Genomic DNA, 19,460 nt, shown 5'->3' with positions numbered 1-19,460 from the left:
TTGTTATTGATTTATGTCTTGTTGCTCTACTTCGTCGTCTTTCTTGGTATAAAAACGGGCGGCGAGCAAGCCACCTTCGAACAGTAACAGCATGGGCACAGCCAACATAGTCTGGGAGATGATGTCCGGCGGTGTCAGCAGCATGCCGATGACGAAGGCCGCTACCACTATATAGGGACGCTTGGCCCTGAGATCTTCCGGCGTGGTCACGCCGGCCCAGCAGAGTAACACGACGGCGACGGGGATCTCAAACGCCAGTCCGAAGGCGAAGAATAGCTTGAGCACGAAATCCAGGTAGCTGCTGATGTCCGTCGCCACCTGGACCCCCTCAGGGGCGACATTGGCGAAGAAGCCAAAGACGACAGGAAAGACCACATAATAGGCGAAGCAGATACCCAGATAAAACAAGAGGGTGCTGCTGACCAGCAGGGGAACGACCAAGCGTTTCTCGTGTTTGTACAGGCCAGGCGCCACGAAGGACCATACCTGAAAGAGTATGTAAGGCACGGCGAGGAAGAAGGAGAGCACCAGCGTCAGCTTAAAAGGCGCGAAGAAGGGGGCTGCGACATCCGTGGCTATCATGGTGCCGGATGCGGGCAGGGATTGCATCAGGGGGATCGCCATATAGTGGTAAATATCATTGGCCCAATACACCAGGGCGATAAACACCAACAAGACACTGGCGACTATCCTGAGTAATTTGGTGCGTAACTCCAGCAAGTGGCTGATGAGCGGCAGGGGTTGTGACATGGTTTATCCGTTTGCTTTGGGATCTGATGATGGCTTATCCGCCGTCTCTGGCGGCGTCGAATCTTGGCCGGTTTGACCGTCGCCGCTATCTGCCTTGTCTAGCTGATAAGGCCGGTTCACCGACTGTGCCGCTTGTTTCAACTTGTCTATGGATTCCTGCAATTCAGGCGAGAGATTGCCCAGACCCTTTTGCTCGGCCTTCTTGAGATCCGCATGCAATTGCTCGATCTTGAGCTCTTGTTCCAGCTCGTCTTTGACCGAATTAGCCATGCGTTTCATGGCGCGGATCCAACCTGTTACCGAACGTACTGCCACGGGTAAACGCTCAGGGCCCAGAACGACCAGGCCCACGATACCTATCAGCAGCAGCTCCATGAAGCCAATACCGTCAAACATAGGAGTTACGCCTGTTCTTTATCCTTGGACTCAGGTTTCTTGTCAGTCGCCTGTTGTGAGGTCTGTGCCGTGCTGTCAGCCTGTTTGTCTTCGAGAGCCTGCTTGTCATCTTCGGTCGACATGGCGTTCTTGAAGCCTTTTACCGCGCCACCGAGATCGCCGCCCAGAGAGCGCAACTTTTTCGTGCCGAACAACAAGATCACTATCAATGCTATGATGAGAAGTTGCCAAATGCTAATGCCACCCATGAAGATATCCTCTTAAAATAGTTTAGGGTTCTATACCCATCTCGCCGGAAGCTGCGGCGTGCCCGCCTTTTCCGCGATCCTGGGTTCATTATGAACCTCTGATAATTTAGCGCTAGCTAAAATTTACCGCCCCTGGGGCGGGCTCGCCAGCCCAGCAACCACAGCAGGCCACCGGCCGCCAAGCTGCCATAGGCAGGCCAGAGTATAAGACCTTGGCTAAGCAAAATAGTGCCGCAGATCAATAAAATGGCCGATGTGATCAGCAAATAGTTACTCTTGTGGGATTTTCTCTGATATCTCAGATATTTGTCCAGAAGTTGCTGTTGGGAACCCAGCAATTTTTTCCCGAGTTTGAGGTTGTCGTAGACGAGTTCGGGCAACTCGGGCAGTTTGTCGGCCCAGTAGGGCATCTGCCCCTTCACCTTATCGAACATGGCCTTGGGGCCAACTTGTTCGGACATCCACCGCTCGAGGAAGGGCTTGGCCGTCTGCCATAGATCCAGCTGTGGATACAGCTGGCGTCCCAGGCCCTCGATATAGAGCAAGGTCTTTTCCAGCAACACAAGCTGCGGCTGCACCACTATGTCGAAGCGCCTGGCGGTGCGAAACAGTTCCAACAGCACATGGCCGAAGGAGATCTCGTCCAGGGGCTTGTTGAACATGGGCTCGCAGACGAGTTTTACCGCCTGTTCGAACGCCAGCAAGTCGGTGTTGCCCGAGACCCAGCCCGACTCTATGTAGAGCTGGGCTATGCGTTGATAATCGCGGTTGAAGAAGGCGAGGAAGTTTTCTGCCAGGTAACGTTTGTCCGACTCGCTCAGGGTCCCCATGATGCCGCAATCCAGGCCTATATAGTAAGGATCGTGGGGGTGCTCCCGGGAGATGAAGATATTGCCCGGATGCATGTCGGCGTGAAAGAAGTTATCCCTGAACACTTGGGTGAAGAACAGCTCGACGCCGCGCTCGGCCAATAACTTGAGATCTGTGCCCTGGGCCTTGAGCGCGTCTATGTCAGAGACGGGGATGCCCTCGACGCGTTCCATCACCATCAGGCGTTGAAAGCAGAGCTCTTCATAGACATAAGGCACATAGAGGGCGTCTGAGTCGAGGAAGTTGTTTCTCAGCTTGGTGGCGTTCAGGGCTTCCAGCTTGAGGTTCAGCTCGCCCAGAATAGTGGTGCGATAGTCTTGGATCACTTCCGCCGGCCGCAACCTGTTGCCTTCGCCCAGCACCCGCTCCAGCAGGTTGGCGGCCAGGGTCATCAGCTTGAGATCCGCGGCTATCTTCTGTTCTACCTGGGGACGCAGCACCTTGAGCACCACAGACTCGCCGTTGGACTTGAGGGTCGCAGTATGTACCTGGGAGATGGACGCCGAAGCCAGTGGCTCGTCACAAAATGCCTCGAACAGACTGTCGATCGGTGCCTTGAGTTCGGCCTCGATCGCTTGGCGGGCCAACGCCGAGTCGAAGGGCGGCACCCTATCCTGCAGCATGGCCAATTCCTCGGCCCATTCGTCGTTGAGCAGATCCCTGCGGGTCGAGAGCATCTGCCCCAGCTTGATGTAAACCGGGCCGAGTTCCTGCATGGCGAGCTTGAGCCGCTCACCGCCGGCTTTGTCTTTATGCTTGTTGCGCAGCCAGAACAGGCTGCCGCGCAGCAGGCTGACATATCTTGGGGTCAAGTGTTGCGGCAGCATCTCGTCCAGACCGAAATGCAGTGCCGTGCGTATGACCTGATAGCCTCTCTTGATGCTGGCGACTGTCATGAAGTAAAAGTGTCTCTCAGTTGGGCCAGACGGCGCTCCAGCGCCGTCACCTCTGTGTTCAGTTCGTCCAGCCGATCGCAAAAGTGGATGAACTCCAGTTTATGGGGCGCCAGGCGATATTCTTCCGTGGTGAGCTGGCCTAGATGGGCACGACTCTGGCTAATTAAATGAGTCATGCCTGTCCTGGCCCGTTTCAGTCCGGATAGCAGCATATGGGTGGGAGCATCGCCGAGGTAACGCGACAGGGGCTCGGCGAAATCGAAGCGGATCTGCTGCAGGTACTGACTGAAACTCTGCAACAGGCCGAGGTCGCCCTCTATGGCTAGCTTGTCTTGCTTGATGAGATCGGTCAGCTCGGCGCCTTCGCTCAGCCGATACAGGCTGGTCGCATCGGCATTCAGCTTGATGGCGATCTCGCCCTGATACTGACTCAACACCAGTATCTCCCCGGCAAACACCAGATAGATGGGCCAGCTGAGCTGACTGAGCTGGATGCAGAACACCTTGCCATGCAGCTGGCGCAGGCGGGCGTATTCCTCGGGGGCCTGGGCCTTGACGCTTGCCAGTGCGGTTTCCAGTGCGGCGCAGGCCAGCAATCTCCACTCTTGGTTCATATCAGAACTTATAACCCAGGTGCAGGGCGACTATGCCGTCGGTCATATTGGTGTACTTGACCTGTTCGAAGCCGGCATCGAGCATCATCTGCTTGAGGGTGTCCTGATCCGGGTGCATGCGGATAGACTCGGCCAGGTATTCGTAACTGTCGGCATCCTTGGTGATCAGTTCGCCCATCTTGGGCAGAACTTTAAAGCTATAGAGATCATAGGCTTTACGCATGACTTCGTGCTGCGGCTTGGAAAACTCCAGCACCATCAACTTGCCGCCTGGCTTGAGCACCCTGAGCATGGAGCGCAATGCTGCGTCCTTGTCGGTCACGTTGCGCAGGCCGAAGGCTATGGTGATGATATCGAAATAATTGTCGGCAAAGGGCAGGGCTTCGGCATTGGCCTGCACATAGCTGACGTTGCCTACTATGCCCTTGTCCCTGAGCTTGGTGCGACCGACCTTGAGCATGGAATCGTTGATGTCCGCCAGTACCACCTCACCGCGATCCCCCACCAGATGCGAGAACTTGGCGGTTAAATCCCCTGTGCCACCGGCCAGATCCAGGATCTTCATGCCGGGACGGGCACCGGCAGCCTCTATGGTGAAACGCTTCCAAAATCTATGTATGCCGAAGGACATGACGTCGTTCATTATGTCATACTTGGCGGCCACAGAATGAAACACGCCCGCAACCAGATCCGCTTTCTTGTCGGCTTCGACCGTCTTATAGCCGAAATGAGTGTTCTTTGATTCGCCTTCAGACATGTATGTATTCCTATAATGTGCACTGGATCACTGCGAGGTCCCTGATGTTGCGCATATCGCCTCGCGTGAGAGAGTCAATCGACAGACTCATCACCAGCGGTTGCAGTGTCTGCAGCCGCTGCATAAATTTGATGGGGCATTAGACCACAATATCCCCCTTTGTTGAATAGCCTGTGTGCGGCCAATCCATGGCCGACAGGGAGCCAACTGGCAGCGTCGCGGCCTAATACCATTTCTTATAAATATCTGATCAGTTCAGAGTTGTGTCAGCGGTTCGAGCACCAGCCAAATTGATAACGTCATAGTGGTTCTATGACTAGACAATTTGGTGCCCTAATCGGGCCGCCTTGCCTACCCTCACTTATCATTCTCGCTGAATGAGCACATATTTATGCGACATGGTATGAGTCTTCAGCGGGGAATTTAAGCATGATTCGTCCCGCGGATACTTTGACCTGGCTCACACAGGCCGGAGTTTGCCCGCCGGCTGTCTTCATGCCAACAGGGCGTGGTTGCGACCATGCAGGTATGCATAGATAAGCTCACTTATGCTCTGGCCCACTTCACGGCTGCCGGCAAGGGCTCCTGCCTCGTGGCAACTGGGCGCGGCTTCGGCCAGATGCAGGTAGGCACAGGGGCAGTGGCTGGCTATGTATTGGACATAATGGGCGGCGTCCAGCAGGGGGACCCCGGCGACCGTGGCGGCGCTGCTGGGCATGCGTGCTATGGCGTCCGTATCCAGCTCCAGGCCGACCGGCAGCCGGGTCTGGTTCAGTGCCGTGGCTATCTGTTCCAGCGCCTCGCTCAAGCCGATTTCCCGCCGTATCCAGATCTGTTGCAGGCTATGCCAGCTGCCGCCGAAGGCAGTCAACTGGGCCAGGTTGGTCTCGCTGTTCTTGAGTTCATGCAGCCCGAGCACATGATAATGCCCCAGGGCACCGTTGGCGACGGCGTAGCTGAAGCCGTTGCCGCTGTGGCGGCCCTCGCGCAGGCGGAAGTCCGAATGGGGATCCAGGTTGACCGCCGCCACCTGCTTGCCCGTGCTGGCCTTGGTCGCCATCAACAGGCCATAGGCATTGTTGTGACCGCCGCCTATGACTATGGGCTCAAGGCCTGTGTCCATGATGTGGCTGACTATCTCTATGACTCTGGCGTCCAGTTGCTCGACGGCCTGGCGCAGCTGTGCCAGCGAGCTGTCGGCGCCCAGCTGCAGATCGGCCGTGACTAGCTGCCCCAGAACCAGGCATTCCTTGCCGCTGAGGAAACGGTTGGACTGCAGGTTCAGAAATTGCCCCATGGCGGCGTCGAAGGCGTCGGTGGCGCCGCCTCGGCCAAGATTGGCCCTGGGGCCGAGATCTTCACCCACCCCGAGTATCGCGAAGCGGGCGCCCTCTGCCTTGGCCGCGGCCAGGGCCTCGGCGAGCGGCAGCTCTTGGGCCGGCAGGAGCACGGTTTGGCCCAGCCGGGTTTCGCCCTCTCTGGGGCTGAGGAGTTGTTGGAGTGCGGCCTGGGTGAAATAGTTGAGTGGGGTCTTGGGCATGCTGCTGTCTTCATGATACTGAGTTAAGACATTGTTGCTCAAGTGATGGAATCAAGGCAATAAAAAAGCCAGCAGGGCTGGCTTTAATCCGGGATGCGGCGTTTATTCTATGTCTAACGGCTCGGGAGACAGTATGACCCCTGTGTTATCCGCATACAGGTGATCGCCCGGCAGGAAGGTCACCCCACCGAAGTTGACCGGAATGTCCACTTCGCCAACCGAGTGGCCATCGGCACCCACGGGAATGGAAGCCAATGCCTGAATGCCGATATCCAGCTCCTCCAGGGTATCGACATCGCGCACCGAGCCATAAACCAGTATGCCTTCCCAGTTGTTGGCGACGGCGGCCTCGGCGATGGCGGCATCGATTAAGGCACGACGCAGTGAGCCGCCGCCATCGATCAACAATACCTTGCCTTGGCCATCCTGCTGCAAAACGTCAAGGATCAGGCCATTATCTTCGAAGCACTTGATAGTGCTGATAGCGCCGCCAAAAGAGCTACAACCACCATAATTACTGAACATGGGTTCGACTACGTCTACGACATCTAAGTACATGTCACAGAGTTCTGAGGTGTTGTATTCCATATTTACACTCCTATTGATCCGCTTTGTGCCGGGGTTACGCACAGTTTAGCGAGTTTACGCCAGTTTAGAAGGGATTGTCGAAAAGAAAAGTGTTATCTATCACGGTATTGTTGCCCGATGCTGAAGATTTGCCCCGGTGCGTCCGTCCCTGAGCCAGGGTGCAGCTTGCCGGCCCCTTGGGTGTCATAAATATTTAGGCGGCCTGTCACCCTGGCGTCATCAAGCTTTTCTAGGCTCTGAGTCACACCTGACTATCTGTTGTTGTTCGAGTCGAATGAAATCAGAGGAGCCAATGCCATGTTCGATTACATCAGAGCCTTAGACAGACAAGGATTCTGTTTCATTGCCGGCATGACCCACAAACATGGCTTGCACTCCCTGGGCCTGCGGTTGTCGGCCAGCGGCGATGGCCACCTGTACCTGTACCTGTCGGTCGGCCTGCTGCTGACCCAGGCCCAGGGACAGCATTTCTTCAATCTGGTGCTGGCGGGTTTTTTGGTGGAGCTGCCCTTGTACCTGTTGTTGAAGAACAGCATACGCCGCCCCCGCCCTTGCCATGTGGTCGGCGCCGTTGCGCTGTTCGAGCCTTCGGATAAGTTCAGTCTGCCCTCGGGCCATACGGCGGCGGCCTTTGTGTTGGCGTTTGCCGTGCTGACTGTGTATCCGGCCTTCGCCCTGCTGGCCTATGCCTGGGCCGGGTTGATAGGCCTTTCCCGCATAGTGCTGGGGGTGCATTACCCACTGGATATCGTCGCCGGTGCCTGTCTGGGCACGGGGGCCGGCCTGTTCGCGCTGCAGTTCATCTGATACCAGGCAAACTCATTGAAGGCTTGAATGCGGCGAGCCGCCACCTGACTTCACTCACTAGATAGGAGAGTCAATGCGAATACTCTACGGCGTACAGGGCACGGGCAATGGCCATCTCAGCCGGGCACGGGTGATGGCAAAGTCGCTGGCGAAACAGGATGTCCAAGTCGACTTCCTCTTCTCCGGCCGCGCCCCTGAGCACTTCTTCGATATGGAGTGCTTCGGTGATTATCGGGTGCAATCCGGGTTGACCTTCGCCACGGAGAAGGGACACGTCAGCATAGCCAAGACGTTGAGGCGCAACTGCGCCAGCAGGCTGCTGCGGGACATACATGAATTGGATCTGAGTCACTACGACATGGTGCTCAACGACTTCGAACCCGTTTCCGCCTGGGCCGCCAAACGCCAGGGGGTGCCCTGTGTCGGCATCAGCCATCAGGCGGCGCTCAAGTATCCTGTGCCCAAGCAGGGCAATACCTGGTTCAACGAGGCCCTGTTGAACTACTTCGCCCCGGCGAACGTGGCGCTGGGATGTCATTGGCATCATTTCGGTTTTCCCATCCTGCCGCCCTTCGTCGAAGTCGACAAGATAGGGGTAGAACATAGCCACGACATTCTGGTCTATTTGCCGTTCGAGGATGCCGATGCCATAGTCGAGCTGCTGCGCCCCTGGGGTGACTATCGCTTCCTGGTGTATCACGCCAGTCAGCCGCTGCTGCCACCGCCGGAGCATGTCCTCTGGTTCGGCTTCAACCGCGACGGTTTCAAGCAACACATGGCCGACTGCGGCGGTGTGATAGGCAACGCCGGCTTCGAATTGGCGAGCGAAGCCCTGACCCTGGGCAAGAAATTGCTGGTGAAACCTCTGTTGGGGCAGTTCGAGCAGCTCTCCAATGTCGCCGCCCTGCAGCTGCTGGGCATAGCCGACAGCATGATGAGTCTGGACGCCGCCGTGCTCAAGCGCTGGCTGAAGGCGGCCTCGCCCAGTCCCATAGCCTATCCCCAGGTGGGGGATGCGCTGGTGACCTGGTTGAGGGCGGGGGATTGGCAGGACAGCCGGGCCCTATGCCAGGATCTTTGGTCCCAGGTGGAGCTGCCCGATACCTGGAAGTAGCGGAGCGCGCCCCGGCGTTTGGACTCAGGAGTATTTCACCGCCAGGTCGATCAGCGGCTCGCGGCTGCCTTTCTCCGCCTTGAGGCGGTCGAGATACTCGGCCCACAGGCGCTCGCTCTGGGTCGCCAGCCGATACAGCAGAGGCCAGGAATAGAGACCCGTGTCGTGACCGTCGTCGAAGACGAGCTTGACCGCATAATTGCCGACGGGCTCTATGGCACTGATGTTGACATTTTTCTTGTGGCACACAAGCTTAGGCTTACCATGGCCCTGGACTTCGGCCGAGGGGGAATGCACCCGCAGCAGTTCGCAGCTGAGCAGATAGCTGCTGCCATCGTCGAAGCTGAGTTCCAACTGACGGGACTTGCGTTTGAGCTTGATGCCTGTGATGTTGGGCGTCGCCATGATTCGCCTCCCTGGGACATGCCTGAGCGCATGTGCTGATATGAGTCACTGAGATAAAGATAACAAAAAGCGGCCGGAGAAGCTTCCCCGGCCGCGCTGTTTCATGCCGGCGGCATGGAGACAAGGCTAGAGGATGAAGCGGCTGAGATCTTCGTCCTGCACCAGGTTATCCAGATGGGCTTTGACATAGTCGGCATTGATGATGAAAGTGCTGCCGGACTTGTCCGAGGCCTCGTAGGAGATGTCTTCCATCAGCTTCTCCATCACTGTATGCAGGCGGCGGGCACCTATGTTTTCGGTGCGCTCGTTCACCTGCCAGGCGGCCTGGGCTATGCTCTCTATGCCCGTCTCTGTGAAGCTGATGTCGACCCCTTCGGTCGCCATCAACGCCACATACTGCTCGGTCAGCGAGGCGTGGGGCTCGGTGAGGATGCGCTTGAAGTCGTCGGCCGACAGGGCATCCAACTCGACCCGGATCGGCAGGCGACCCTGGAGCTCGGGGATCAGATCCGAAGGTTTCGACATCTGGAAGGCGCCGGAGGCGATGAACAGAATATGATCTGTCTTCACCATGCCGTGCTTGGTGGTGACAGTGCAGCCCTCGACCAGGGGCAAGAGATCACGCTGAACACCTTCGCGGGACACATCCGGTCCCGAGGTTTCGCCGCGCTTGCATATCTTGTCTATCTCATCGAGGAAGACTATGCCATGCTGCTCGACCAATTCTATGGCCTGTTCCTTGAGATCTTCCTGGTTGACCAGCTTGGCGGCTTCCTCGTCGATCAGCTGCTTATAGGCGTCCTTGATCTTGAGTTTGCGGCGCTTGGCGGGAGCCTGGCCCATGTTCTGGAATAGGCTCTGCAGCTGATTGGTCATTTCTTCCATGCCGGGAGGCGACATGATCTCGACCCCTATCTGTGGCTGGGCCACATCTATGTCGATTTCCTTGTCATCCAGTTGGCCTTCACGCAGCTTCTTGCGGAAGATCTGCCGGGTATGGGCCTGGCTGTCGCTCTCCAGGTCCCAGTCGTCCTTGCCTTTGGGCAACAGGGCATCGAGGATCCGCTCTTCGGCATGTTCCTCGGCGCGCTGGCGCACCTTGTCCATCTGCTGCTCACGGGTCAGTTTGATGGCGATGTCCGTCAGATCGCGGATGATCTGCTCGACTTCCTTGCCGACATAGCCCACTTCGGTGAACTTGGTGGCTTCGACCTTGATGAAGGGGGCGTTGGCCAGCTTCGCCAGGCGGCGGGCGATTTCCGTCTTGCCGACACCTGTCGGGCCTATCATGAGAATATTTTTCGGGGTCACTTCCTGGCGCAGCGAGGCTTCCAGCTGCATCCGGCGCCAGCGGTTTCGCAGCGCGATGGCGACCGAGCGTTTGGCCTTATGCTGGCCTATGATGTGGGTGTCCAGTTCGTGGACAATTTCACGTGGGGTCATTTCAGACATAATTCGTCCTCGACTGGGATCAGTAGTTTAATTCTTCTATGGTCTTGAATTGGTTGGTGAAGACGCAGATGTCACCGGCTATGGTCAGCGACTTCTCGGCTATGGTGCGGGCATCCAATTCGGTATTCTGCAACAGCGCCAGCGCCGCCGCCTGGGCAAAGTTGCCGCCCGAGCCTATGGCGATCAGATCATTCTCCGGCTGGAGCACGTCGCCGTTGCCCGTGATGATGAGGGAACTCTCGGCATCGGCGACCGCCAGCAGGGCCTCGAGCTTGCGCAGCATGCGATCCGTGCGCCAGTCTTTGGCCAGCTCGACGGCGGCCTTCATCAGGTGGCCCTGGTGCATTTCCAGCTTGGCCTCGAAGCGCTCGAACAGGGTGAAGGCATCGGCGGTGCCGCCGGCAAATCCGGCCAAAACCTTGTTGTGGTACAGACGACGCACCTTCCTGGCGTTGCCTTTCATCACAGTGTTGCCCAGGGAAACCTGGCCGTCACCGGCGATCACAACCTGATTGTTGCGGCGAACTGATACTATAGTGGTCACAATTAATCCTCTTCTCTGGCCGGCGGCACACAACCACCGGTGGACGATAATCCTGATATGGGGATCGCCTGGGAAATATCAAGCTTAGGCGCGGCATTTTGCCGGTTGGGGCTGCTGGGTTTGGCTCCCTGAGCTGCAGCGGGTTGAGTATGGCGCAAAAGCAGAGGCCGGCATGCGCCGGCCCGAATTTAAGCTATGCGACCGGGTCGCACTGTCTTTTTCACTATCTTTGTCACTAGGGCGCCGCCGGTCCTCAGCCTTCCCAATACAGCATGATGCAACCGTTGATGCCGGCCCGCTGCATTGTGTGGCGCAGTTTTTCGGCCTCACGCTTGCCGTCGAGGGGCCCCAGGCTCACCTTATACCAGTCGCCGCTGGTGCCGCTGACCTTCTTGACGCTGGCTTCCTGGCCCTGGAAGGCGATAACGGCCTTCATTTCATTGGCCTGGCTCGCGGTGCGGAAGGAGCCGCACTGCAACTTGTAGCGTTTGGCGACCCGGTTCTCAACCACAGGCACATCGACCTCGACATGCTTATTCTCCAGCTCTTCCAGATAGGTCCATTCTTCCTTGGGCTTGGGCGGCAGGGCGTTGGGATCTTTCTTGGGTTGCTTCACTGCGGCTTTCTTGGCCGGTTCGGGCTGGACCTGATCGGCGCTGTCCTTGATGCTCCACAGAAAATAACCAAAGCTGCCGACACCCAGCAGCACAAACAGGGTCAGCAGCAGCGGCAGGCGCCGGGAGGGCGCCTGCTGGCTGGGCTTGCGGCGCGAGGCACGCTGGGGTTTGGCTGCGCCGCTCGGCCGACGGTTGGCATAGTCTCTATTGCTCATGGCTTACATGCGCTCTAAGGTTTCTATCCCCAGGAGCGACATGCCTTGCTGCAAGGTCTTGGCCGTCAGCTTGGACAGCAACAGGCGGCTGTTTTTCTGCTCGAGCGTGTCGGCCGCCAGCACTGGGCAGGCCTCGTAGAAGCTGGAGAAGGCGCCTGCCAGTTCGTAGAGGTAACCGCAGAGCACATGGGGCTGGCCCTTGTCCGTGACCCGCTTGAGGATTTCACCGAACTGGGCCAGTTTATTGCCCAGATCTTTCTCTTTCTCATGCTCCAGGACTATCTTGGCCTGGCTCAGATCTGCATCTTCGGCGCGCTTGAAGATGCCAGCGACCCGGGTGTAGGCGTACAAGAGGTATGGCGCTGTATTGCCTTCGAAGCTGAGCATCTGTTCGAAGCTGAAGATGTAGTCGCTGGTGCGGTTCTTCGACAGATCCGCATATTTGACCGAGCTGATGCCGACCACGCGGGCGATTTCCTTCAGGGTCGCCTCGTCCATGTCCGGGTTCTTGCTGCGAACCAGTTCCAGGGCGCGCACATTGGCTTCGTCGAGCAGATCCACCAGTTTCACCACGCCGCCGCTGCGGGTCTTGAATGGCCGGCCATCTTCACCGTTCATGGTGCCGAAGCCCAGGTGTTCCAGCGACATGTCCTGGCGCACGAACTTGGCCAGCTTGGCCAGACTGAATACCTGCTGGAAGTGCAACGCTTGGCGCAGATCGACAAAATACAGGACTCTGTCGGCCTTCAAGACATTGGAGCGGTAGCGCATGGCGGCCAGATCCGAGGTGGCATACAGGTAACCGCCATCGGCCTTCTGGATGATCACCGGCAAGGGCTCGCCTTCCTTGTTGCGGAACTCTTCCTGGAATACCACCTTGGCACCGTTGCTTTCTTTCAGCAGGCCCTGGGCATCGAGATCTTTAACCACTTGCTCAAGATCTGCGTTATAGGCGCTCTCGCCGTGGACATCGGCACGGCTCAGGCTGACGCCCAGGCGGGCATAGACTTCGTGGCAATGGCTGAGGGAGATATCGTTGAACTCACGCCATAGCTTGTTGCAATAGGCATCACCTGATTGCAGCGACACCACCAACTGACGGGCGCGGGTGGCAAACTCGGCAGATTCATCGAATCTCATCTTGGCGGCGCGATAGAAGGTCTCAAGATCCGACAGTTCCAGCTGGGCCTGTTCACCGTTTTGGGCCCGCAGCTCTTCCATATAGGCCAGCAGCATGCCGAACTGGGTGCCCCAGTCGCCGACATGGTTCTGACGTATCACCTTATGGCCGAGAAACTCCAGGGTGCGCACCACGCTGTCACCTATGATGGTGGAGCGCAGGTGACCCACGTGCATCTCTTTGGCGAGGTTGGGGGAAGAATAATCCACCACTACCGTCTGTGGCTCGGGCAGGGCTATGCCCAGGTGCTCATCTTCGAGTGCCGTTTGCAACTGATTGGCGAGGGCATTTTCGTCGATAAAGAAATTGATAAACCCTGGGCCGGCGATCTCCACCTTGGCCACATGGGACGAGGCCGGCAGATTGTCTATGATAAGTTGCGCCAGCTCACGCGGGTTCTTGCCTGCGACCTTGGTCAGCATCATGGCGAGGTTGGTCGCCAGATCCCCATGACTCTTATCCTTGGTGCGATCAACCTGAATGCGCGCCTCGAAGTCGGCCGGCACTATACCTTGTTGTTTAAAGGATTCCAGGGTTTGTTCGAGCAAAGATTGGATATGTGATTTCATGGCTTCTTTTTGATACTGGCTTCGGGATTGATTACAGGAATAACCGCATATTCTAGCCGTTTGTCATGGTCTCTGGCTATCCCTTTCTCGGTAAGTTTTGCCGCATCTGTGGCTGTGATTCCTTCCCCTGCCAGGGTTGTGATAGCCCCCGGCGGGTCGCGCCGGCCCGCTCCTCCTGTGCCTCAGCCCTTTACATCTGAGTGCAGCGCTCCTATATCATCTAAGGGCTTAATCTCAGAGCTTCATCTAAGGGCTTAATCTAAGAGCTTAATCTCAGAGCTTGATCTCAGAGCTTGATCTCAGAGCTTAGCTCTGGAGCAGTTTCAGCTACAATCTGTGATCTTAACCTTCTTCAGCCAGAACCGGAGTCTTGTCATGCTCATTGCCTGCCCCCATTGCGATACCCTCAACCGCGTGCCCGAGGAGCGCCTGAACCAGCAGCCAGGCTGCGGCAAGTGTCAATCGCCCCTGTTCAGTGGTGCGCCCATCACCCTGACCGGCAGCAACTTTGCCAAGCATGCCTACAAGTCGGAGCTGCCGCTGGTGGTGGACTTCTGGGCCGACTGGTGCGGCCCCTGCAAGAGTTTCGCGCCCGTGTTTGCAAAGGCCGCCGGCGAACTCGAGCCCAGATTCAGGTTCGGCAAGATAGACACCCAGGCGCAGCAGGCCTTGGCGGCCCAGTTCGGCATTCGTTCCATCCCCACTCTGATGGTCTTCCACCAGGGGAAGGTGGTGGCCCAGCAGGCCGGTGCGCTGCCCAAGCAGGCCTTCTACCAATGGTTGGATGCTGTTTGATGGCGCGACCCCTTGTCGTTTGCACCACTTATTGATTGCACTACTTGCTGATTGCATTGAGAGCAGAGATAACAGCACATGGCTGTCATTTTTTGTGGGACTGTGATGACCCACATAGCTGTGAGGCCTCGATGCAACCCATCACCTGCCGTGGGCTTTTGCACAGTTACACCAGTGACACGCCGTGAATACATCCGTGTAGGCTCTACCAAAACATCCCTGTTTTGGAAGGTCACTGGCGCAACAGTGCCTCTTCTGGTGTACCCATTGGCAACGGGGGTAGCGCAATATCATGCCTGTCTAATGAGTGTTTAGTCGGAAAGCATGATTCTTGAATTGAATGCTTTATATAACAGTGGCTTGCGATAGGGTGGTTTGCATTGAACCAATGTGCATAGGCGCACTATTAAAATCGTTATTTGTTACCTAAGGAGAGGTGCCTGCCATGAATAAGAATTTACTCCTTGTTGCTTCCCTATGTTTTTCTGGAATGGTTCAGGCAGAAGAAGTTGTAATAGACATCCCTGCGTTGGTCGGTAAGGATAAAGCTGAAGTTTCCAAACTAATTGGTGCACCGCTATCTTGTGGCCCATCAAAGCATGGCGAAAAGTGCCAGTTTACAAAGGCAGAAACCGAAATCGTATTTATTAATGGCAAAGCTGACTGGATAACAATAGAGGGCATTGACGACAAGCCATTTGCCGATTCAATAATACAGCTGCTTGGTCTTAAAGCTCAAAAACCATCGTTTAGTAATGCATTTGAAAAACGGTGGGAGCCTTTGCAAGGTTTACTGTCAGTTTCGCTTTTCAAAGGCAATAGTAACTCTGACTATGTCTATGTTAAAGCATATACAAAGTAGCACGGCTCATAATAAGTGACTGTGATGTTTAGTCAGTATATTTATGCATATTTTGTCCACCCCAAACCTCATTTTTTGGCGAAAGCCGGAACCGGCATAAGCTGATTTGAGTTCAGGTGTCACATTGGAACACCAGAGAGGGCATTGTTGCGCCAGTGACCTTCGACGAAAGGGATTTCGTCGCAGAGCATCCATGGATGGACTCGCTGCGTGTCACTGGTGTAACAGTGCAAAGGCGCACCGCAGGTGAATTGGCTGCAAACCGAGTTGGCAGGCACTTCGAGCCTGGTGAGCTATTCGTTACTTAAACGGGCGTGTCGATACTCCATGCCCCTCAAGTGTCAATAGAGTCGGGATCGAAACCAATTTACCTAGACTCAGGTATCACCGGTGTAGCAGTGCAAAGGCGCACCTCAGGTGAATTGGCAGCATATCGAGTTGGCAGGCACTTCGAGCCTGGTGAGCGATTCGTTGCTTAACCGAGAGTGTCATGGCAATCAAAGGACCGATGGCCGAGCCTCCCCCGAGGCTAGAGCAGATCCTGGGGATCCCTGTCCAGGCTCCAGCGGCAACGCTTGCCCTCGGGCAGCTGCTCGACCAGGGGGTGTACCCGTTCGAATTCCTGTTGCAGGCGGTTGCGGTTCTTGGCCTGGAACATCAGCTGGCGGCGGAACTTGCCGGCCTTCCTGTCCAGCGGCGCCGGCAGCGGGCCTATGACTTCAAATTCCTTGTCGTTGGGCAAGAGAGCGGCGAAGGCGTTGAGGAAGGCGTCGGCATCGCTGGCAAGGTGAGCCTCGGCGCGCACCAGCACCATATGCCAGGCCGGTGGCAGCAGCGCCTGCTGGCGCTCCTTGAGCTGCGCGCGGGCAAACTCGCCGTAACCCTTATGCAACAGTTCCCTCAGTATGGGATTGTCGCTCTGGTGGGTCTGCAGCAAGACAGTGCCTGGCTTGCTGGCACGGCCGGCGCGGCCGGCGACCTGGGTGTAGAGCTGGCCGAAACGTTCGGGGGCACGAAAATCTGCGCTGAACAGGGCGCCATCCACATCCAATAACCCGACCAGGGTGACATCCGGGAAGTGATGGCCCTTGGCCAGCATCTGGGTGCCGACCAAGATCTTGTATTCACCCTTATGAATGGCGTCCAGATGTGTCTCGAGTGAGCCCTTGAGGCGGGTGGTGTCCCTGTCGATGCGCACCACAGGATGCTTGGGGAACTCCTTCTGCAGTGCCTCGGCCAATTGCTCCGTGCCTATGCCCTGGCCCATCAGCATGGTGCTGCCGCACTCATGGCATTGCTTGGGGATGGCGTATTGATTGCCGCAGTGGTGACAGCAGATCTCCCCCAGGCCCTGGTGCACTGTGAAGAAGGCATCGCAGCGGTCGCACTCGTGCAAATGGCCACATTCGTGACACAGGAGCGCGGGTGCGAAGCCGCGGCGGTTGAGGAACAGCAATACCTGATTGCCTGCGTCCAGGTGCAGGCGGATCTCGTTGAGCAGCGGGGTCGACATCCCGGCCTTGAGCGGCTGGTTGCGGATATCTATGATCCCCTGGCGCACATTCTTGGCCGCGCCGGCGCGCTCATTCAGCAGCAGGTGTTGATAGCGGCCATTGAGGGCGTTCTGCAGCGTCTCCAGCGAAGGGGTTGCCGAGCCCAGGATCACGGGAATGGCTTCCAGATGACCGCGCATCACCGCCAAGTCGCGGGCGTGGTAGCCGACACCTTCCTGCTGCTTGAAACTGCTGTCGTGTTCTTCGTCGAGGATGATGACCCCGGGGTAGGCCATGGGGGTGAACAGCGCCGAACGGGTGCCTATGATGATGGCCGCCTGACCGCTGCGTGCCAGGCGCCAGGCCTCCAGCCGTTGGTTGTCCGTCAGTCCCGAATGGATCACCGCCACCTGCACCTTGAAGCGGCGTTGGAACCTGGCTATGGTCTGGGGTGTCAGGCCGATTTCCGGCACCAGGATCAGCGCCTGCTTGCCCTGCTTCAGTTGGCTCTCGAGCACGGACAGATAGACTTCCGTCTTGCCCGAGCCCGTGACCCCTTCCAGCAGGCTGCAGTGGTAGCCGATCTGTTGGTTGAGGGTCGCCACCGCCACTGCCTGGGCCGGATTCAGTTTCAGTGGCGTCTCGTCGAGTTCGAGCGCGGTGCGCCAGCCCAGATCCAGCTCGGCGGTTCTCTCTTCGGCGGCTATCCAGCCCTTCTCACTCAGGGCCTTGAAGGCGGCCTTGCTCAGGTCGAGATGGCCTATGTCTTCTGCCGTCAGCCGGCCCTGTTTGAGGCGCTCCAGCACTTTTTTCTGCGCCGGTGCCCGTTTGAGCAACTCGGGTGCCGCCGCCTCACCAGCGGCCGTGAGGTGCCAGTGAGTCATGCTCTTCGGCGCCGCGTCCATGCCCTTGCGCAGCGCCACGGGCAAGGCCTGGGTCAGCATCTGCCCCTGACTGCAGAAATAATATCTGGCGGCCCAGAGGGTCAATCTATACAGGGAGTCGGGCAGCAGGGGTTCTTGGTCTAAGATGTCTATAACGGCTTTGATCTGCTTGGGTGCCAGACTGCAGCTATCCTTTATATCAGTGATCAGGCCGATCAACTGTTGACGACCGAAGGGCACCCTGACACGCAAACCCGCCACCAAGGTTTGGGTCAGGGTATCGGGTACCAGGTAGCTGAAGGTTTGCCGCATGGGGACGGGCAGGGCAACCTCGACAAACAAGGGCATAGTGACGCATCTTAGTGGATAGTGCCGCTAAGTGTACCCAGACGGGGGCGGCAGAGCCAGCCCTATCGCTTGGGTGCCGGGGCGCCGGCTTGGGGCGGAATAAGGGAGTAAGCGAATGAGCCATCTGATGAAAATCCTCTGCCTCTTGCCTGTGCTCCTCTGTTGCTCCGTGGGGGCGCAAGTCTCACATCTGAGCCTCAATCAGCGTCAGTTCGAGCTGGGTGGCAACCCCAAGCTGAGGCTCAATCTGGTGGCCGATACCCGGGACCTGTCGCGGCTCGAATTCCTGTTGCGCCAGGGGGAGGCGCAGGAGAAGCTGATGGTGCAGCCGCTCGGTCGCTTCATGTTACAGCTGTTCGGGGTCGAGGATGTGACCTCTGCTGCGGCGCAGTTGGTGGTACGCCAGTACAGGGGCGATAGCTGGCATGAGATTGCCAGCCTGGCCTTGTTCGATGCCCCCGGGGCCGGTCGCAGCCCAGGCGGCGCGGCCATAGGGGAAGCCTGTCGGTTGGAGGTAAATGTCGGCGATACCCTGTGGCGTATCGCCAGTCGCTACACAGGCCCATGGCACACCCATGTCTATGGCGCCATGCTGGCCATTTATGAGGCCAACCGCCAGGCCTTCGTCGGGCAGAAGATAGATGCCCTCAGGCGGGATGCCAGCCTGATTTGCCCGGGCAAGGACTCGCTGGCAAGCCAGGGCGACGCGGCCGGTGCCAGGCTGAGATTCGAGGCGCTGCAGGCCGGCAGTTGAGGGCCAAATGGCGGAGAATCCGCTTGTGTCCCTTGCGCAGATACTGTACCATCCTGCGCCTTAAACATATTGTTATTAACTTGCATGTGGTACCCAACTTCGGGTTGGGAGAGCGACATGGCCTTACATTTGAGGTAATCCCGATGAAACCAGGTATCCATCCTGAATATGCAGAAATCACTGCAAACTGTACTTGTGGCAACGTTATCAAAATCAATTCAACTGTAGGTAAAGACCTGCACTTGGACGTATGTGGTGCATGTCACCCATTCTACACTGGTACTCAGAAAGTTGTTGATACCGGTGGTCGTATCGACAAGTTCAACAAGCGTTTCGGTGTACTGGGTAAGAAGTAATTACCCATGCTATGCATATAGAAAGGGCGCCTCAGGGCGCCTTTTTCATTTCTTGTCAGTGCAGGCCGTTTGCCCAGGCCGCATGTTTTCCCGTTCCAGCCTTCCCCGCCAAGCCTCGCTGTTTTGGTGTGTCAAGCGTCGCGGCCATACCTGGCCGACGAGCAATCGAGCTATGCTCAGACCTATTGCTCTGATCTATGCCCAGGGCTGTTACCCAGGCCTGCTGCTCTGGGGCATTACCCAGGCTCTCAGTCAGCGCCATCCCGGCCCGCCGCATAGTGCCGTTGAAACGCGCGGACGCCTCTGTTTCGCCCCGCGAGCCGATGGGCCTGCGGGTCTCAACTAGAGGTCGGATCTCTTGGTTGTTTTTTTACAATAAACCCCAGGCATTTTTGTTCTATCCAAG

At 57.3% G+C, this 19,460-nt stretch carries 20 protein-coding genes; 6 read left to right on the top strand and 14 right to left on the bottom strand.

The window, feature by feature from the left end:
• Window positions 1-3: 3 nt before the first annotated feature.
• From tatC to rraA, 8 genes are all read right to left on the bottom strand, one after another.
• Window positions 4-750, bottom strand: a complete 747-nt coding sequence (gene tatC, locus LZP73_RS06905; protein ID WP_234233722.1) for a twin-arginine translocase subunit TatC — start codon at window positions 748-750, stop codon at window positions 4-6.
• 3 nt (window positions 751-753) lie between these two features.
• Window positions 754-1,146, bottom strand: a complete 393-nt coding sequence (gene tatB, locus LZP73_RS06900) for a Sec-independent protein translocase protein TatB (RefSeq protein ID WP_169563861.1) — start codon at window positions 1,144-1,146, stop codon at window positions 754-756.
• A 5-nt stretch (window positions 1,147-1,151) separates the two neighbouring features.
• Window positions 1,152-1,394, bottom strand: coding sequence for a Sec-independent protein translocase subunit TatA (gene tatA, locus LZP73_RS06895; RefSeq protein WP_169563862.1), 243 nt, complete (start codon window positions 1,392-1,394; stop codon window positions 1,152-1,154).
• Window positions 1,395-1,510: 116 nt separating this feature from the next.
• Window positions 1,511-3,160, bottom strand: coding sequence for a ubiquinone biosynthesis regulatory protein kinase UbiB (ubiB, locus tag LZP73_RS06890; RefSeq protein ID WP_234233721.1), 1,650 nt, complete (start codon window positions 3,158-3,160; stop codon window positions 1,511-1,513).
• Window positions 3,157-3,774, bottom strand: a complete 618-nt coding sequence (locus LZP73_RS06885; RefSeq protein ID WP_234233720.1) for a ubiquinone biosynthesis accessory factor UbiJ — start codon at window positions 3,772-3,774, stop codon at window positions 3,157-3,159. Before LZP73_RS06885 ends, ubiB begins: the two co-directional genes overlap by 4 nt.
• A gap of 1 nt (window position 3,775) precedes the next feature.
• The gene (gene ubiE / locus LZP73_RS06880) at window positions 3,776-4,531 is read right to left on the bottom strand and encodes a bifunctional demethylmenaquinone methyltransferase/2-methoxy-6-polyprenyl-1,4-benzoquinol methylase UbiE (RefSeq protein ID WP_234233719.1); all 756 of its coding nucleotides are present in this window, start codon (window positions 4,529-4,531) and stop codon (window positions 3,776-3,778) included.
• A gap of 493 nt (window positions 4,532-5,024) precedes the next feature.
• Window positions 5,025-6,071 (bottom strand): formimidoylglutamase, encoded by a 1,047-nt coding sequence (locus LZP73_RS06875; RefSeq protein WP_234233718.1) that lies wholly within the window; start codon window positions 6,069-6,071, stop codon window positions 5,025-5,027.
• Window positions 6,072-6,173: 102 nt separating this feature from the next.
• A complete protein-coding gene (gene rraA / locus LZP73_RS06870) occupies window positions 6,174-6,659 on the bottom strand; it encodes a ribonuclease E activity regulator RraA (protein WP_234233717.1) in 486 nt (161 codons plus the stop codon).
• A gap of 297 nt (window positions 6,660-6,956) precedes the next feature.
• Here rraA and LZP73_RS06865 point away from each other — a divergent pair, with 297 nt between their 5' ends.
• Window positions 6,957-7,466 carry a phosphatase PAP2 family protein gene (locus LZP73_RS06865; protein WP_234233716.1) on the top strand — a complete coding sequence of 170 codons (510 nt, stop codon included), beginning with the start codon at window positions 6,957-6,959 and terminating at the stop codon, window positions 7,464-7,466.
• Window positions 7,467-7,539: 73 nt separating this feature from the next.
• The gene (locus LZP73_RS06860; protein WP_234233715.1) at window positions 7,540-8,580 is read left to right on the top strand and encodes an MJ1255/VC2487 family glycosyltransferase; all 1,041 of its coding nucleotides are present in this window, start codon (window positions 7,540-7,542) and stop codon (window positions 8,578-8,580) included.
• 24 nt (window positions 8,581-8,604) lie between these two features.
• Here the strand turns inward: LZP73_RS06860 and LZP73_RS06855 are convergent, their stop codons facing one another.
• The 5 genes from LZP73_RS06855 to argS all read right to left on the bottom strand — a co-directional run bounded on the left by LZP73_RS06855 (window position 8,605) and on the right by argS (window position 13,562).
• Window positions 8,605-8,985 (bottom strand): gamma-butyrobetaine hydroxylase-like domain-containing protein, encoded by a 381-nt coding sequence (locus LZP73_RS06855; protein WP_234233714.1) that lies wholly within the window; start codon window positions 8,983-8,985, stop codon window positions 8,605-8,607.
• 126 nt (window positions 8,986-9,111) lie between these two features.
• Window positions 9,112-10,437, bottom strand: coding sequence for an HslU--HslV peptidase ATPase subunit (gene hslU, locus LZP73_RS06850; protein ID WP_234233713.1), 1,326 nt, complete (start codon window positions 10,435-10,437; stop codon window positions 9,112-9,114).
• Window positions 10,438-10,456: 19 nt separating this feature from the next.
• On the bottom strand, window positions 10,457-10,981 hold the full coding sequence (hslV, locus tag LZP73_RS06845) for an ATP-dependent protease subunit HslV (RefSeq protein ID WP_169563872.1): 525 nt from the start codon (window positions 10,979-10,981) through the stop codon (window positions 10,457-10,459).
• A 253-nt stretch (window positions 10,982-11,234) separates the two neighbouring features.
• A complete protein-coding gene (locus LZP73_RS06840; protein ID WP_234233712.1) occupies window positions 11,235-11,813 on the bottom strand; it encodes an SPOR domain-containing protein in 579 nt (192 codons plus the stop codon).
• Window positions 11,814-11,816: 3 nt separating this feature from the next.
• Window positions 11,817-13,562, bottom strand: coding sequence for an arginine--tRNA ligase (gene argS, locus LZP73_RS06835; RefSeq protein ID WP_234233711.1), 1,746 nt, complete (start codon window positions 13,560-13,562; stop codon window positions 11,817-11,819).
• A gap of 375 nt (window positions 13,563-13,937) precedes the next feature.
• Here argS and trxC point away from each other — a divergent pair, with 375 nt between their 5' ends.
• Both trxC and LZP73_RS06825 read left to right on the top strand, forming a co-directional pair.
• Window positions 13,938-14,357 (top strand): thioredoxin TrxC, encoded by a 420-nt coding sequence (trxC, locus tag LZP73_RS06830; protein ID WP_169563875.1) that lies wholly within the window; start codon window positions 13,938-13,940, stop codon window positions 14,355-14,357.
• A gap of 445 nt (window positions 14,358-14,802) precedes the next feature.
• Window positions 14,803-15,219 carry a hypothetical protein gene (locus LZP73_RS06825; protein ID WP_234233710.1) on the top strand — a complete coding sequence of 139 codons (417 nt, stop codon included), beginning with the start codon at window positions 14,803-14,805 and terminating at the stop codon, window positions 15,217-15,219.
• A gap of 529 nt (window positions 15,220-15,748) precedes the next feature.
• On the opposite strand, the gene priA is transcribed toward LZP73_RS06825, so the two are convergent.
• Window positions 15,749-17,944, bottom strand: a complete 2,196-nt coding sequence (priA, locus tag LZP73_RS06820) for a primosomal protein N' (RefSeq protein WP_234233709.1) — start codon at window positions 17,942-17,944, stop codon at window positions 15,749-15,751.
• Between the two features lie 115 nt (window positions 17,945-18,059).
• Here priA and LZP73_RS06815 point away from each other — a divergent pair, with 115 nt between their 5' ends.
• Both LZP73_RS06815 and rpmE read left to right on the top strand, forming a co-directional pair.
• Entirely contained in the window at window positions 18,060-18,698 is a 639-nt protein-coding gene (locus tag LZP73_RS06815; protein ID WP_234233708.1) for a hypothetical protein, read from the top strand.
• 143 nt (window positions 18,699-18,841) lie between these two features.
• Window positions 18,842-19,054 (top strand): 50S ribosomal protein L31, encoded by a 213-nt coding sequence (rpmE, locus tag LZP73_RS06810; protein ID WP_169563879.1) that lies wholly within the window; start codon window positions 18,842-18,844, stop codon window positions 19,052-19,054.
• Window positions 19,055-19,460: the final 406 nt, after the last annotated feature.

It is taken from the genome of Shewanella sp. AS16 (assembly GCF_021412365.1).
GTDB classification, from domain to species: Bacteria; Pseudomonadota; Gammaproteobacteria; order Enterobacterales; family Shewanellaceae; genus Shewanella; species Shewanella salipaludis.
This window is presented reverse-complemented; position numbering and strand designations above follow the sequence as displayed.

Bases quoted from the DNA above. Each gene is read 5' to 3' on its own strand.
- tatC (WP_234233722.1), bottom strand. From the start codon at position 750: ATGTCACAACCCCTGCCGCTCATCAGCCACTTGCTGGAGTTACGCACC.
- tatB (WP_169563861.1), bottom strand. From the start codon at position 1,146: ATGTTTGACGGTATTGGCTTCATGGAGCTGCTGCTGATAGGTATCGTG.
- tatA (WP_169563862.1), bottom strand. From the start codon at position 1,394: ATGGGTGGCATTAGCATTTGGCAACTTCTCATCATAGCATTGATAGTG.
- ubiB (WP_234233721.1), bottom strand. From the start codon at position 3,160: ATGACAGTCGCCAGCATCAAGAGAGGCTATCAGGTCATACGCACGGCA.
- LZP73_RS06885 (WP_234233720.1), bottom strand. From the start codon at position 3,774: ATGAACCAAGAGTGGAGATTGCTGGCCTGCGCCGCACTGGAAACCGCA.
- ubiE (WP_234233719.1), bottom strand. From the start codon at position 4,531: ATGTCTGAAGGCGAATCAAAGAACACTCATTTCGGCTATAAGACGGTC.
- LZP73_RS06875 (WP_234233718.1), bottom strand. From the start codon at position 6,071: ATGCCCAAGACCCCACTCAACTATTTCACCCAGGCCGCACTCCAACAA.
- rraA (WP_234233717.1), bottom strand. From the start codon at position 6,659: ATGGAATACAACACCTCAGAACTCTGTGACATGTACTTAGATGTCGTA.
- LZP73_RS06865 (WP_234233716.1), top strand. From the start codon at position 6,957: ATGTTCGATTACATCAGAGCCTTAGACAGACAAGGATTCTGTTTCATT.
- LZP73_RS06860 (WP_234233715.1), top strand. From the start codon at position 7,540: ATGCGAATACTCTACGGCGTACAGGGCACGGGCAATGGCCATCTCAGC.
- LZP73_RS06855 (WP_234233714.1), bottom strand. From the start codon at position 8,985: ATGGCGACGCCCAACATCACAGGCATCAAGCTCAAACGCAAGTCCCGT.
- hslU (WP_234233713.1), bottom strand. From the start codon at position 10,437: ATGTCTGAAATGACCCCACGTGAAATTGTCCACGAACTGGACACCCAC.
- LZP73_RS06840 (WP_234233712.1), bottom strand. From the start codon at position 11,813: ATGAGCAATAGAGACTATGCCAACCGTCGGCCGAGCGGCGCAGCCAAA.
- argS (WP_234233711.1), bottom strand. From the start codon at position 13,562: ATGAAATCACATATCCAATCTTTGCTCGAACAAACCCTGGAATCCTTT.
- trxC (WP_169563875.1), top strand. From the start codon at position 13,938: ATGCTCATTGCCTGCCCCCATTGCGATACCCTCAACCGCGTGCCCGAG.
- LZP73_RS06825 (WP_234233710.1), top strand. From the start codon at position 14,803: ATGAATAAGAATTTACTCCTTGTTGCTTCCCTATGTTTTTCTGGAATG.
- priA (WP_234233709.1), bottom strand. From the start codon at position 17,944: ATGCCCTTGTTTGTCGAGGTTGCCCTGCCCGTCCCCATGCGGCAAACC.
- LZP73_RS06815 (WP_234233708.1), top strand. From the start codon at position 18,060: ATGAGCCATCTGATGAAAATCCTCTGCCTCTTGCCTGTGCTCCTCTGT.
- rpmE (WP_169563879.1), top strand. From the start codon at position 18,842: ATGAAACCAGGTATCCATCCTGAATATGCAGAAATCACTGCAAACTGT.